The organism is Longibacter sp. (assembly GCF_051155795.1).
In the GTDB taxonomy this organism is placed as follows: domain Bacteria; phylum Bacteroidota; class Rhodothermia; order Rhodothermales; family Salinibacteraceae; genus Longibacter.
The window spans coordinates 1-14,331 of the sequence record NZ_DAXETW010000014.1 but is presented as its reverse complement, the minus strand read 5'-3'; the positions used below and the strand labels follow the sequence as shown (position 1 = coordinate 14,331).

Here is a 14,331-nt window from a genome sequence, read left to right as displayed (position 1 = left end):
CTATGGCCGCATGCTTCGACACGTCACCGTCGACAGGAGCTCACGAGCCGCCACCATCGTTCAAGTAGCTCCACACGATCGACAACGCGCGGTCCCGGCGTGTGATGATGTCCGCCTGCACGCTGTATCCGTCTCGCAGACGACTCGGCCCAACCGCTTGGACCGCGGTGGAGTCGAGGTGCACGTCCACTTGATACATCGTACCCCCCGAGGCGCCCCGGGGGACGTTCCCTGTGGACGTATCGACCGGTGTGACGCCGACCCGACGTACGGTTCCCGGAAGCAGTTTCTTTCGCTCCGATCGTAGCGGGAGAACGTCGACGCGGACGGAGTCTCCGACCTCCACCCGTTGAACGGTTCGCTCCGAGACCGCGAGGCGGGCACGCCAGGCGGTCACGTCGGCCACTTCGATCAGTGTGTCTCCGGCACGCACGCGACGGCCGATCAACCCTTCGACGTTGGCCGTGCGGATAACCCCTCCCATAGGAGAACGGAGGGACCGGCGACCGTCCTTCCCGTCGAGCTGTACCAGCACCGTCCCTTCTGCAACGGTGTCCCCGGTCGCGACGGATACGTCCACGACATCCGCGCTCCCGGTTGCCCTGACGGATCGGACCTCCATGGGTTCGAGAACACCCTGGGCCTCTACCGTCAGATCGACCTTCACGAGGAGACCGACGAGCACCGCGGCAATTGCCAGTATCACGAGGATTGCGAACGTGATTCCGACGATCCGCGTGACGAAGTGCGTGCCCGCCTCTCCCGTATCCGGAATGTCCGGCAATTCCAAATACTGTTCGCGGGAAGACCCCGACGAACTGCGATCATGCGTCCCCCTCATGCGGCGCTTGGCGTTTGGTGCGAGATGCGTACGGCCGAATCCTCCGGACGGGACGGGCGTTTTCGATTCCTTTAGCGGCTCTCCCCGGTCTCCCTCCCTGTTGATGACGCCCGCCCCTTCCCACTCCACCGTGCTTTCTGCCTGTCTGGCGCTTGGCCTGTGGTTCGTAGCCCTCGTCGGATGCGGAGGGGAAACCGACCCGGAACGGGCATACGAACGGGCGCGCCAACACGCCGCGGCGGAGCGGTTCGAAGAATCGCTGTTCGAGTACCGGCGGGCGGCGCGGGACGGACATCCGTTCGCCATGTACGAGCTGGCCACCGTGCTCCGTTCCGGTACGTTCACCGGCCCCGGCGGATCGCCCGTCGGCTATGTCGGTCGGGATACGGCAGCGGCCCGGCGCTGGTTTGCTTCCGCGGCGCCCTCGCTCGCAGAGGCCGCGAGATCCGGCGATCCTGACGCCGATCTTGCACTTGGCGAGATGCACTACCGCGGGTACGGAGTGACACGCGACACGACGGCCGCGCTGGACCACTGGCGACGGGCGGCCGCTGCCGGGCTGGCGGAGGCGCAGTACCGACTGGCCATGTCGCGGTTCGAAGCCGGGGCTCATCGCCCGGCGTTTCGGTGGGCGCATCGGGCTGCAGACCAGAAGCATGCAGCCGCCGAATCATTTCTCGCGTTTCTCTATCAAGATGGATATGGAACGGCTCGCGATCCGGACTCTGCGATGGTCTGGCTGCGACGCGCTGCAACCCACGGCGACTCGTCGGCCATCTGGCAGTTGCGTGCACTCGAAGACGCAGGGCGCGAGCCCTCGGAGTAAGGTTGCGGTCGTCGGATGGCCGGGCGCGGAAACGAAAAAGGACGCCCATCCGCGGAGAAGGGCGTCCTTTTCGCTAAAACTACCAGTATGTACGCCGGTCAGGCGCGGTACCCGGCACGGGCGAGCGCCGTCGCCGGGAGATGCTTCTCTACATACGCAATCGTATCGATCTCGATCAGGGCGTCGGGGGGCAGGTCGGGGTTATCCGATGTGTGTCTGGAGATCTTCGCGCCGGTGCCGCTGGCGAAGCTTGCGCAACGCCTTCTCTTTAATCTGACGAACGCGCTCTCGGGTGAGGTCAAACCGCTTGCCGATCTCTTCGAGGGTGAGCGGGTGCTCCCGTCCGATCCCGAAGTAGAGGCGCGTGATTTCCGCCTCACGATCGTGCAACATGCTCAGGGCGCGCTCAATGTCGATTTTCACCGACTCGCCCATCATCTCATCATCCGGATTGTCACTCTCCTCATCCGGCAGGACGTCCAGCAGGCTGTTGTCGTCCTCCTCGTTGAACGGGGCGTCCATCGAGAGGTGACGGGAGGTATGCTGCATGGCCTCGCGCACCTTTCGGACGTCGATCTCGAGCTCTTCGGCGAGCTCTTCGATGTTGGGCTTCCGCTCGTGCTCCTGCTGGAGACGGGCGCTGGCTTTCCGGATCTTGGAGATCGTGCCGATCCGGTTCAGCGGAAGACGGACGACGCGGCTCTGCTCGGCGAGCGCCTGCAGGATCGCCTGGCGGATCCACCAGACGGCGTAGGAGATAAATTTGAATCCGCGCGTCTCGTCGAAGCGCTTGGCGGCCTTGATGAGGCCGTAGTTACCTTCGTTGATCAGGTCGGAAAGGGAAAGGCCCTGTCCCTGGTACTTCTTCGCGACGGAGACGACGAAACGAAGGTTGGCTCGACACAGCTTATGAAGCGCCTCTTCATCGCCTTCTTTGATGCGCCGGGCCAGGTCGACCTCTTCCTCCGGCTCAAGGAGATCGATTTTCCCAATCTCTTGGAGGTACTGGTCCAGCATCCGTTGCTCGCGCGGAACGTACATATGGCTCCTGTCGGTCTGTCGTGACGATAGCGTAAGCGATAAGGACGGGGTCTGCGCGGGAGGGCTGCGCACGACCGGGTACACAGATCAAGGCCAGGCCTGCCCACTGCATCCATCCGGTGCAGGACGCACGGGGCAACCTCCGTTCGAGCAGGGTGGCGTACAGCGGAAGAGCGTCCTTCCTCTTCCCCCAGGCCTTGCACGGTCCCGACGTTTGCGGATGCGCGCAGACCCGCTGGTACTGGAACCGGTGGCGAGCCGGCCCGCCTCGCGGACGGAGACGGTTATCAACAACCCGGATAGCCAGGTCGTCAAATCAGTAACAGGGCTGTAAATTACCTTTGTGTGTACCGCAGACTGACCACGAGTTGCGAAACGTCTTGTTCCGGGCCAAACGGATTATATTCGCTCATCCTCCGACCAAAGTCAACGTTTCATACCGAGAACGTCTAAAATTTCCTCGGCCACGTCTCGTTCTTCACTCATCCGCGGCACTTTCGTCTGTCCGCTGATGTTTTCCTTCGTGGCTTTGAGCCAGCGATAAAACGCACCTTCCGGAAGAACATGCACGGACGGACCGGCAAACGCATGGGCCTCGCGGCGGATCTGGTAGTGGCGGTTCACGTCCTGTAAATGGGCGTCGAGCAGGCCCTCGAAGGCGGTGAGGTCCGCCGGCTCGGTGTCAAACTCGATCAACCACTGATGACCCGGAAGGTCTCCGTCCTCGATCGTCCGGGAGGTGACATGGTAGTGGGAAACGTGCGCTCCGGTTTCATCGCACGCATGCTGAATCGCCGTCCGGGCCTCGTCGCCGAAGACCGCTTCTCCATACTTATCTAGCATCTCGCTGGTCCGTCCCGCCACAAGAATTTTGTAGGGGTCGACGCTCGTGAAGCGAATCACGTCACCGACGTCGTAGCTCCAGAGCCCGCTGCATGAGGTGATATACAGGGCGTAGCGAACACCGGGCTCGACGTCTTCGATCGTAAGCCGTGTCGGGTTGTCACTGTACTGCTCCTCGGCAGGCACGAACTCGAAGAAGACGCCGTTGTCCAGGTGTAGCAGCATGGACGGATCGTCCAGCTCGTTCTGGAAGGAGAAAAAGCCTTCGGAGGCGCCGTAGGTCTCGAGAAAGTCGATGTCGATTCCGATCTGCGCTTCCAGCAGGTCGCGGTAGGACCGAAGGGCGACCCCACCCCCGATGAAGAGCTGCAGATTCGGCCAGACTTCGCCGACTGTCGACGCCGACGCACCGGTGCGCCGGTTGTAGACCTCAATCAGTTTGTCGAAAAGCACCAGCGCCCAGGTCGGCGCCATGACCAGCAGACGAATGTCCATATCGAACGTCCGCTCCGCAATCTTCTCAAGTTTCTGCTCCCAGTTCGGGATGAAGGACACCTCGTTCGGCACCGCCTGGAAGATGGCGCGGAAGTATCCCGGCGCGTTCTCGGCGAGGAGCCCGCTGATCTCTCCTACCAGCGTGCCGGGAAAGTTCTCGTCCTCCTCTATGCGCCCCGGAAGCGTCAGATGCTTTCCGAGGAGAAGCTGCACGTTGAACGTGTCCACAAGGTAGTTAAACCCGACGCCCATACTGAAAGCGCGGTTGCTGTTGATGATCTCCTCGCTCACCGGAATGATTTTCCCGTCACTCACCGTGCCACTGGAAACGGCAAAGTTGGAAATGCGTCCCGGCCACATCACATCCGAGGCCCCACGGCGAACCCGGGTGGCGTCCTCCCGGATGTCGTCGTAATCATGCAACGGGACGCGCGACTGATAGGCGGAAACAACATCTTCGGCCTCCGAAATCTCGCGGAAGCCATACCGCTGCCCCCATTCGGTGTCGGCGGCGGTGCGGAGGAGGGTACGGAGCAAACGGCGCTGCGTGGCAACCGGCTCTCGTTTGAACGATTCGACCCGGGACAAGGGGCCGAGACGGCGAAGAGCGGAACGGAGGACGTCGTCCATTGATGGAGATGCAGGTGAGAATCGTCGAAACGACTCGAGTTAAATTTATACATGACCGCTATGAGCAATCATTGCCCGTGCCAGCCTGGAAGGAGGTACAGGCACGATCGGTACGGGAGCCGATAGCTACCAAAGCACTGGCGAGCAAAGCACTCGGCGGGATCGGTCGGCGTATGAGAACTCGACGTCGCTACTGTATTGAAGTTGCTACTGTATCAAGCGCAAGAAGAACGGACTCGTTTCGAAAAAGACGCACTCGGAGAGTCCATCCGCGAAAATTTTCAGCCAAAATGCTGCGATGCCCTGAGTTGAAGCACGCGCTTGTTTATCCTTTCGTGGTTAAAAAGTTCGCGATCCCACCGCCTGCCGGGCAACGCTCTCGGTCACGATTCCGGTACTCACGATTCCGATACCATGATTCACCGCGATCCGGAATTATGATGATGCGCCGGCATGTGCTTCGTTCGAGGTGCACGTCGATCCGACGCCGCTGCGATCACCACGGCGCAAGGAACCTGATTTCCACCGTCCGGCACCGGGCATCCATCACCGTAAGTCGGATGACCGCATCCTGACGTCCGGGCTGCCGCCTTGGACCGTCCCTTCTCGCCCTCCGCCCCCACGCCATGAGCCACGCCCCGGACGACCATTCATCGACGCGTTTCGTGATCGACGCGCGCGGTCACCGTCTCGACCTGCGACCTGGAGGCCCCGACCGCGGGGCACATCTCATGGGCATCCTGAACACGACGCCGGATTCGTTTTCCGACGGCGGGCAGTTTGTAACGGTCGACTCGGCGGTGTCGCGGACGGCGGCGATGCTTTCGGAAGGCGCATCGATCATCGACATCGGGGGCGAGTCGACCCGTCCCGGTGCGGACCCCGTCGGAGAACAGGAGGAAATGGACCGCGTGGTCCCGGTGATTCGCGCCATCGCGGAGCGATTCCCCGACGCAGTTCTGTCCATCGACACCTACAAGCCGGCCGTTGCGGACGCCGCGCTCAATGCCGGTGCCCACATCATCAACGATGTTACCGGCCTGCGCCAGTTCCCGGAGATGGCCGACGTTGCGGCAACCTACGGGGCCCCAATCATCCTCATGCATTCGGCCGGCGCCCCCGGCCACCTCACGGAGCGACCGGACTACGAGGATCTCGAAACGGACGTGTTCGACACGTTGCGGACGGCCATCGATCGAGCGAAGGAGGCTGGCGTCGATTACATCATGACGGATCCTGGATTCGGGTTCGGAAAATCCGTCGCCGAGAACCTGAGGCTGGTGAACCGAATCGACCACCTCCTGGACCTTGGATATCCCGTTCTCGCCGGGATCTCGCGGAAATCCGCCATCGGAAAGCTGCTGGGTACCGATTCGTCGCCCGTCCCGACGGACGAGCGTCTCTACGGTACGCTCGGCGCAACGGCCGTGGCACTTCTTCGAGGCGCGACCGTCATCCGGACCCACGACGTCCGCCCCACGGCCGAGTTTCTCCACGCCATGCACGCGACGCTTAACAGCTGACCGAGCGAGGCGTGCGCGGCGTATGATCATTCGCCTGCAGTCGTGCCTTTGAAGAGCAGCGCGACGGCACGTGAAACGCTACTTCCGGTTGTCGGTCCAACACCTATAACCGGCCTTCTATTTTTGAACGGTCCCAAGCCCCGCTTTTGACTCTTTTTGATATCCTCCGGATCGGGTTTGGCGACGTGTTCGAGATCGCACTCGTCGCGTTCATCCTGTATCAGCTCTACCAGCTGATGCGGGGGACCATCGCTGTTCAAATTGCGGTGGGCTTGCTTGCACTCTTTGCCGTCCAGGGCGTGGTGCTGGCTTTCGACATGACTGTGCTGAGCACGGTCTTTAACTACTTCAATCAGGTATTTCTGCTGGCGGTCATTGTCATCTTTCAGCCGGAGATTCGTCGCCTCCTGCTGGTCCTGGGAAAGAACCCGATCGTTCGCCGATTCGTGAGCTCATCGGACCAAAGCGAAGTGGTCCACGAGACCGTCGCGGCGGTGGAGCAGATGGCCTCTACCCAGACCGGTGCGCTCATCGCGTTTCAGCGAACAACGGGTCTACGAAGCTACATTGAGACGGGCGAACCGCTGGGTGCGGACGTCTCCCGCGACCTCCTGCTCACGATTTTTTACGGACAGAACCCGCTGCATGACGGTGCCGTGATCGTCGGCGGTCGCCGGATCGAGGCTGCACGCTGCATCCTGCCGGTGTCCACGAGCATGAAGTTGAGCCCCCAGCTCGGCCTCCGCCACCGGGCCGCCGTCGGCCTCACGGAGCAGACGGATGCGTTCGTCGTGGTGGTCTCCGAGGAGACCGGCAACATCAGCGTCTCCCGCGACGGCGCACTCATTTCCAACATTACGCCCGAGGAGCTGAGCACGTACCTTTCGAACGCCCTCTCCGTCAAGTCGACGGGCGTCACCGCCACTGCCAGCAACCGAACGCGGGTGTCGGCCTGACCATTCTGCCGTCCCCCACTGCCCCTTGTCCCCTCGCCCCCACCCACCGAATCCGTCTCCATGGTTGAATCACGCGACGAACGCAAGTTTCGCCGCCAGCGTCAGCAGCTGGTCGATCAGCTTCGGCAACGCGGTATCGCCGACGAGCGGGTCCTGCAGGCGATTAATGCCGTCCCCCGGCACCTGTTCGTCGAAGACGCCATGCAGCCGCGAGCGTACGCGGACGAGGCGCTCCCGATCGGTCTGAATCAGACCATTTCGCAGCCTTTCACAGTGGCGTATCAAAGCGAGCTTCTGGAGGTGCGGGAACACGACCGCATCCTCGAGGTGGGGACGGGCAGCGGGTACCAGGCGGCGGTTCTGTGCGAGCTCGGGGCGCGTGTCTTTTCCATCGAACGGCATGAGCCCCTGCTGCAGCGAACGCGCGCTCTGCTCGACCAGCTCGGGTATCGTGTCACGACAAAGCACGGCGATGGCACCAAGGGATGGCCGTCCTTCGCCCCCTACGACGGAATCGTCGTCACCGCCGGCGCTACGGAGATTCCCGATGCGCTGATTGAACAGCTACGGGCAGCGGACGATACACATCGCGCCGGTCGCCTCGTGATCCCGGTGGGCAGCTCCGGTGGACAGACCATGACGCTCATCCGGAAGACGGGAACCGGGCCGCATGACCTGGAGCGAGAAGAATTCCACTCCTTTCGCTTCGTGCCACTCGTCGACGAGGACAAGGCGTAGTCGCCACGCCCGCCGTCCCGTGACAGCTCACTCTTTCCCGTCTACCCGCTGACCGATTCGGTCACAGCGAACGAGGCCCCCTTCGTGTCGAACGACACGTCGAGGACGTCCGCGATCGTCGCCGCATGGTCGTTGAACGAGGGGCGGAGCCCGAGATCCCACGCGCTCGCCGCCGGGGTGCGGTCCGGTCGCAGATACAGAAGCGGCACGAACTCCCGGCTGTGGTCGGTGCTCTTCGTGGTGGGATCGTTCCCATGGTCCGCCGTGATCACGAGATGCGCATCGCCCGGCAGCGCAGCGATGATGTCGGGCACAGCCGCGTCGAACGCCTCGAGCGCCCGGGCGAATCCAGCGGGGTTATTCCGATGCCCGTACTCCTGGTCGAAATCGATCAGATTCGTCCAGATGAACGTCGGCTGCGGGTCGTCACGGTAGACGTTGATCTGCTCGATCGTCGCGCGAATCCCGTCGGCATTTGAGGTTGTCTTCACGGACGTGTCGAACCCCGTCCGGGCGAACAGGTCCGCGATCTTTCCGACGGAGACGGTCCGCACCCCGTGGTGCTGCAGTACATCCTGGACAGGCGCCGAATGCGGCCGACGTGCAAAGTCGCGCCGCTCTTCTGAGATGCGCGTATAGTCACCGTCCGAGCCGACGAACGGACGCGCAATCACCCGGCCCACGGCATGCGTCCCGATACACACCTCTTCCCTCGCGATGCGGCACATCTCGTAGAGGTCGTCGAGCGGGATGACGTCCTTGTGAGCCGCGATTTGAAAGACACTATCGGCCGACGTGTAGATGATGGGCTTCCGGGTCCGGCAATGCTTTAGGCCGAGTTCCTGCACGATCTGCGTGCCGGAAGCGGCCCGATTTCCGAGAACGCCGGAGCACCCCGTCGCGTCCAGAAACGCCGTCACCACATCGTCCGGGAATCCATCCGGATACGTCGGAAACGGCTCGTCGAGACACAGGCCGGCCAGTTCCCAGTGGCCGGTCGTGCTGTCCTTCCCCGCAGACACCTCGCGCATGCGGCCCACGTACGCCTTCGGCTCGCTGACAGGCGAGACCGTCGCGAGCTGCGCCAGATTGCCGAGCCCCAACCGCTCCAGGTTCGGTAGGTCCGGCTGTTCGGAGGCACAGACGTGTCCGAGGGTATTGCTGCCGGCATCGCCGTACGCTGCAGCGTCCGGCTGGGCGCCAACCCCGACGCCGTCGAGCACGATCGAGACGAAAAGAGCCATAATGATCTGGTGAGGAGGAGTGGGTCGAGAAGGTGCCGCCGGATGCCCCTGCGGCAAACGGCCCGGGGCGTAGGGACGAACGACCGAAGGGTTCCGCTGCGATTTACTCGCCGTCCTGGAGTAGGCCATCAAGTAGCGCGTCGATCTGTCGGCGGCGCATGGCTCGCGCGGCAGCGTCCGGAGCCGGTCGGTCGCCGGTGCCACCACCCGCATCTCGCTCCGCAAAGGCAACAAACTCAGCGTATCGCTCGGCCATGTGCGCGGCATCGAGGGCAGCACGCCGGGGGGAGGCATGGGTGCACGCCTGGACGGTCAGGAGCCGCGCCGCCTCCGGGTCCATCTGAGCAAGCCCGATGGTCGCGGCGCGAACGACGACGTCGGAGGTCTCGCGCCGAACATCACCGAACGACGCCCCGCCGTCCCCTTCGTTCAGCCGGTGTCGAACGACGCGGAGCAGTCGTCGCGTCGCCGACGTCAGCTCGTGCGCAGGGTGGTTGCTCTCGCCGGTACCGCTTCCTTCAGGCGTGACCTCTTGGGCACACCAGACGGCAAAGTGCCGCAGCGCCCGGCCGGATCGCTTCCTGACGACATGCGCCAGCAGCGGAGCGCGCGGATCATCCTCCCAGAGGAATTCCTCCCCGGTGGTGCGGTCGACGACCACGGTGCGCGTCTCCCGGCTGTCGTAGATGTAGTAGTATCGCTTGACGGTGTCGTCTGCTACGGCGGGCATCGCTCCGGGGAGTCGTTCGAAAGACGCGGTGCCACGCGCCAGCCCTCGAAGCACCGAGGGCCGGCCACACATCAGCGCATTCGTGGCATTGCCTTTGATGCATGGTACCCCGCCCGTTGTCGGATCGTTCGCTCCCACCCCAATGACTGAACCCAGCCACGCGTCCGACGCGATATCAACGCAGCACTGGCGCGGGTGGCTTTTCGCCGGCACCGTGCCACCGGACACGCGATTGCCTCGTCTTCGCACAGCCGGCATGTTGCTCCCACCTGGTGGCGTCGCCGCATCCGACGAGTTGGAACCGACGTGTCACGTTCCAATCCCGTTGTCTATTCGCCGAACGGAGCGTGCAACAAACCGTCGGGTTTGAAATATCAGTGACATGGTGGATGTGGACATCTGTCACCCCGGTTGGATGACGCTCACGGCGGAACGCGTAGCGTCGTCGGACCTGTCTGCACATATCACCGACGCCGGGTGTCCCGCCCGGCCGGCCACCGTGACGTAAGCTATCGCCATTAATGACCCTCCGGGGTCGCACTTCCAATTTTATGAAGCGCATCCACCGGTATTACATTCTCCCGGCCGTTGCTCTCGTCCTGCTTGGCGCCGTGCTGGGCGTGTCGCTGAACTCCTACGTCTCCGACGGCGACGCCTTCGAGCAGTTGAAGAAGCTGGAGCGCGCGTTCGTGATCATCAATCGCCAGTATGTCGACCCCGTTGAGTCGAAGGCCGTGGCGGAGGAAGGCATCGCGGGGATGTTGAAAAAGCTGGATCCCCATTCCAGCTACATCCCCTCGGATGAAGTACCGGAAGTGCGCCAGAGCTACGAAGGCTCCTTCGGCGGGATCGGTATCATGTTCGACGTGACGAATGACACCGCGCGCGTCGTGAAGCCGATCACGGACGGCCCGAGCGAGCGCGTCGGGGTGATGGCCGGCGATCGGATCGTCGAAATCGAAGACTCCTCCGCCATCGATCTCTCCTCCACCGGAATTCAGAAACGGCTGAAGGGACCGGTCGGAACGGAAGTGGACGTCACCTTCTACCGCCCGAGCGTCGGCGAGCAGTTCCAGTACACGATTCGTCGCGAGGAAATCCCGCTCTACTCGATCAACAGCTCGTACATGATCGACGACCGAACCGGCTACATCAAGATTGACCGGTTCGCGATGACGACCTACGAGGAGTTCATGGAGAAGCTCAAAGACCTGAACAGCCAGGGGATGGAGCGCCTCGTCCTGGATCTCCGCAACAACCCTGGCGGCGTGATGCAGTCAGCCATCCAGATCGCGGACGAAATGCTCAGCCGCGGCATGATGATCGTCGAGACGAAAGGACGGGATCCGAGCATCAACAACCAGTACCGCGCCACGAGCGGCGACATGTTCGAGGAGGAGCCGGTGATCGTGCTGATCAACCGCGCATCGGCCTCCGCCAGCGAAATCCTGGCAGGCGCACTTCAGGACCACGACCGAGCCCTCCTGGTCGGCGAGCGAACCTTCGGTAAGGCGCTCGTACAAAAGCAGTTCGAGTTGAATGACGGCAGCCTGCTTCAGATGACCGTCGGCCGCTACTATACGCCGGTCGGTCGCCTCATCCAGACGCCGTATGAGGACGGCAATAAGCAGGACTACTACGACCAGAAATTCAATTCGTACGAGAAAGCGCTCTTCAACCCAAGCGAGTACAAGGAGAGCATCCCGGACTCGCTGGCCTACGAAACAGACCACGGCCGGACGGTCTTCGGAGGCGGCGGGATCCTGCCGGACTACATCGTGAAGCCGGACACGTCCTCGATCGAACGATTCGTGTCGGGATCGGGTCTTACGCTCGCGTTCATTATCGACTGGTTCCCCGAGCGGGAGACGGACATCCGAGAAGCCTGGGGCGAGAAGCCGCAAGCCTTCGCTGCCAATTACGCCGTCCCCAACGACGTCGTCGACAGATTCTGGACCTTCGCTGAAGACAAGGGAATGTCGTTGACAGCGAACCCGGATTCGGTCAACCGTGCCGAAGCGGTCTTTCCCCAATCCGAAGCGAATGAGGCCCGCGAGTACGTGCGAACGCACCTGAAGGGCAATATTGCCCGACAGCTGTACGGCTCCAGCGCCATGTATCCGATCTTCAATTCGGTCGATCCGACCTTCCAGCAGGCGCTCACGCTCTGGGATCGAGCCGACCAGTTGTCGGAGTTTCACGCGTCGACGACGTCCTCTGCGAACCAGAACTGACGACGCTGGATCTTCCAACGCAGAATCCGCGTCTCGGCATTGCAAACATCAAGCGGCTGCTGGCTCCGTGCCGGCGGCCGCTTCTATTTGAACACGCTTTTATTCGAACGATCATCCCGATGGACTCGTGGCCTTTCCAACGTGGACACCATCCGCACGCCGAGTCGGTCTTGCCAGCGCGGGCGCGGTGACCGCCATCGGCATCGTGTACATGGGAGTCATCATGCTGTGGCTATGGATCGAGTCCTCCCCGACCGATCCGATTGGTGATCCCTACCTCGCCTTCATGGAGGCACTGACGATCGGGTCGGCCCTGGCCCTCGGCGGACTCGTAGCTGCGTTCTACGCCTGGTCAGCCGCACCAGAGCGCATCTACGCACTCCTCGCCCTGGGCGCGGGATGGTCGGCAGCGACTCTGACGATCGCCGTCCACTTCGTCCAGCTGACAGCCGTACGGCAGATGCAGCGTGCCGGCGCCATCGCAGACGATCGCCTCGTCTGGCCCTCGCAGCTCTTTGCCGTCGAATACGTCGCGTGGGACCTGCTGATCGGTCTCACCATGATCTGCCTATCAACCGTCTGCACGGGCTCGCCCGCGGCCCGCCGGGCGCGCTGGTCCTACCGAATCGGGGGCCTTCTCTGCCTGGTCGGTAGCGCCGGGCCCCTCACCGGGTGGATGCCGATTCAAAACGTCGCACTCGCCGGCTACGGCCTCCTGCTTCCCCTCGCAACGGCCTTGACGGCGGTCCTCTTCCATCGGACGCCGCCGGCTTCTTGAGAGCGGCACACGCAGGCCAGGGATCGGTCGAAATGCACCTTCTGGACAATGTCTTCGTAGGGGAGGCCGTCCACTGTCCCTCCCCGACTTACCACGTCCGTTATGCATTGCCCCCGCTCCGCAGGCCTTATTCTGGCCGTTACGATCGCTCTCGTTGTTTGCCCAACTGCCGCATCGGCGCAGGCTCCCGATACGACCTCGGCTGCCTACAGCGCCGCCGAGCAGGACGAAGCGAAGGCCGCTGCCGCCGACACGGTCCAGAGTTTTCTTTCCCTCATCGATGCCGACGCTTTCGGAGAGGCGTATGACCGTCTGCGCGGAAAGGTGCCGGATCTCATGGCGCGAGACGCATTCATCGCGGAGCTTGACAGCGCACGCCAGTACATCGAGGCCCCGGCATCCCGGGACGAGCCGTTCCCGCAGTTTCGCCCGTCCATGGAGCAATTCGACGGAGGTCCGTTCATCACGTTCATCGTCGAGGGCGAGTACGACCTCGGGACGTTCTCCGAATTCCTTCTGCTTCGCCGCGACGATGATGGGGCCTGGCACGTGCTCTCCTATCAGATCATGCCCAACATGCCGGTCCTCCGCGAGAACGAGGATCTTCCCGCCCCCCTGATCGATTACCCGGAACTGTAAGCCTCATGCCGGAGAATCGCCGGTCCCGGTCTCGCACGACCCGCCACCCCACGCACCCACTCGTCTCGCGTCTATGACGGCCCGTCTACGCTGGCTGCCCATCCTTCTCCTCGCGACGATCCTCACCGCCGGCTGCGCTTCGATGCCGGACGCGGCCGATCGCTCCCAGCAGGACCCTGCGGCGTCGCCAACACCACCGGCTCCCTCTGAGGTCGACGCTCGACCCGACCGACCGCTACCGCACCCGCTCACCGCGGCGGACGGGTTTACACCCGCCGTCGATGCCGGAACCCGGACGCGCACGGGCGAACCGGGCAACGCCTACTGGACGCAGGACGTCCGCTACGACCTCGACGCAACGGTTCTCCCGCAAGAAAAACGCGTCGAGGCGACGGCCGTCATCGAGTACACAAATAACTCTCCCGACGCCCTCTCGCGTCTCTTTTTTGAGCTTGCGCAGAACCTGCATGCCGAAGGCGTGGAGCGCAATACGATTTCGGAGGTTACGGGCGGAATCCAGCTACGCAGCGTCGCCATCAACGGCACTGAGGTGTCGGAAGGACAGGGCATGCGGCAAGAGGGCAACGACCCCCACTACCTCGTTCGCAACACCACCCTGTTGATCGCCCCGACGGATCCGCTTGCATCCGGCGAATCGGTGACGATCGAGATCGAATACAGCTTTACCATCCCGCAGGCCGGCGCGAGCGGGCGGATGGGCTACGACGGCGACGACCTCGTCTTCATCGCCTACTGGTACCCGCAGATGACCGTCTACGATGACGTCACCGGCTGGATGACGGATCCCTTCCT

The 14,331-nt window shown here is 62.9% G+C and carries 12 protein-coding genes and 1 pseudogene; 8 read left to right on the top strand and 5 right to left on the bottom strand.

Features of this window, described 5'->3' with window-relative positions:
* Positions 1-40: 40 nt before the first annotated feature.
* Complete coding sequence (locus ACFCU0_RS02715) at positions 41-790, bottom strand: HlyD family efflux transporter periplasmic adaptor subunit (protein ID WP_434972124.1); 750 nt, start codon at positions 788-790, stop codon at positions 41-43.
* A 154-nt stretch (positions 791-944) separates the two neighbouring features.
* On the opposite strand from ACFCU0_RS02715, the gene ACFCU0_RS02710 reads away from it, so the two are divergent.
* A complete protein-coding gene (locus ACFCU0_RS02710) occupies positions 945-1,667 on the top strand; it encodes a tetratricopeptide repeat protein (protein WP_434972123.1) in 723 nt (240 codons plus the stop codon).
* Positions 1,668-1,868: 201 nt separating this feature from the next.
* Here the strand turns inward: ACFCU0_RS02710 and ACFCU0_RS02705 are convergent, their stop codons facing one another.
* Positions 1,869-2,708, bottom strand: coding sequence for a sigma-70 family RNA polymerase sigma factor (locus ACFCU0_RS02705; RefSeq protein ID WP_434972122.1), 840 nt, complete (start codon positions 2,706-2,708; stop codon positions 1,869-1,871).
* Between the two features lie 426 nt (positions 2,709-3,134).
* Positions 3,135-4,676 carry a GH3 auxin-responsive promoter family protein gene (locus ACFCU0_RS02700; RefSeq protein ID WP_434972121.1) on the bottom strand — a complete coding sequence of 514 codons (1,542 nt, stop codon included), beginning with the start codon at positions 4,674-4,676 and terminating at the stop codon, positions 3,135-3,137.
* A gap of 626 nt (positions 4,677-5,302) precedes the next feature.
* Between ACFCU0_RS02700 and folP the strand changes: the two genes are divergently transcribed.
* From folP to ACFCU0_RS02685, 3 genes are all read left to right on the top strand, one after another.
* A complete protein-coding gene (folP, locus tag ACFCU0_RS02695) occupies positions 5,303-6,199 on the top strand; it encodes a dihydropteroate synthase (RefSeq protein WP_434972120.1) in 897 nt (298 codons plus the stop codon).
* Between the two features lie 146 nt (positions 6,200-6,345).
* Positions 6,346-7,155, top strand: a complete 810-nt coding sequence (cdaA, locus tag ACFCU0_RS02690; RefSeq protein ID WP_434972119.1) for a diadenylate cyclase CdaA — start codon at positions 6,346-6,348, stop codon at positions 7,153-7,155.
* Between the two features lie 60 nt (positions 7,156-7,215).
* On the top strand, positions 7,216-7,893 hold the full coding sequence (locus tag ACFCU0_RS02685) for a protein-L-isoaspartate(D-aspartate) O-methyltransferase (protein WP_434972118.1): 678 nt from the start codon (positions 7,216-7,218) through the stop codon (positions 7,891-7,893).
* A 41-nt stretch (positions 7,894-7,934) separates the two neighbouring features.
* Here the strand turns inward: ACFCU0_RS02685 and ACFCU0_RS02680 are convergent, their stop codons facing one another.
* On the bottom strand, positions 7,935-9,137 hold the full coding sequence (locus tag ACFCU0_RS02680) for a phosphopentomutase (protein WP_434972117.1): 1,203 nt from the start codon (positions 9,135-9,137) through the stop codon (positions 7,935-7,937).
* A 103-nt stretch (positions 9,138-9,240) separates the two neighbouring features.
* Positions 9,241-9,867 carry a hypothetical protein gene (locus ACFCU0_RS02675; protein ID WP_434972116.1) on the bottom strand — a complete coding sequence of 209 codons (627 nt, stop codon included), beginning with the start codon at positions 9,865-9,867 and terminating at the stop codon, positions 9,241-9,243.
* A gap of 551 nt (positions 9,868-10,418) precedes the next feature.
* On the opposite strand from ACFCU0_RS02675, the gene ACFCU0_RS02670 reads away from it, so the two are divergent.
* From ACFCU0_RS02670 to ACFCU0_RS02655, 4 genes and pseudogenes are all read left to right on the top strand, one after another.
* A complete protein-coding gene (locus ACFCU0_RS02670; RefSeq protein WP_434972115.1) occupies positions 10,419-12,101 on the top strand; it encodes a S41 family peptidase in 1,683 nt (560 codons plus the stop codon).
* Between the two features lie 127 nt (positions 12,102-12,228).
* Positions 12,229-12,879 carry a hypothetical protein gene (locus ACFCU0_RS02665; protein ID WP_434972114.1) on the top strand — a complete coding sequence of 217 codons (651 nt, stop codon included), beginning with the start codon at positions 12,229-12,231 and terminating at the stop codon, positions 12,877-12,879.
* Positions 12,880-12,981: 102 nt separating this feature from the next.
* Positions 12,982-13,518 carry a hypothetical protein gene (locus ACFCU0_RS02660; RefSeq protein ID WP_434972113.1) on the top strand — a complete coding sequence of 179 codons (537 nt, stop codon included), beginning with the start codon at positions 12,982-12,984 and terminating at the stop codon, positions 13,516-13,518.
* A gap of 73 nt (positions 13,519-13,591) precedes the next feature.
* A pseudogene (locus ACFCU0_RS02655) lies at positions 13,592-14,331 on the top strand (M1 family metallopeptidase); the annotation flags it as partial.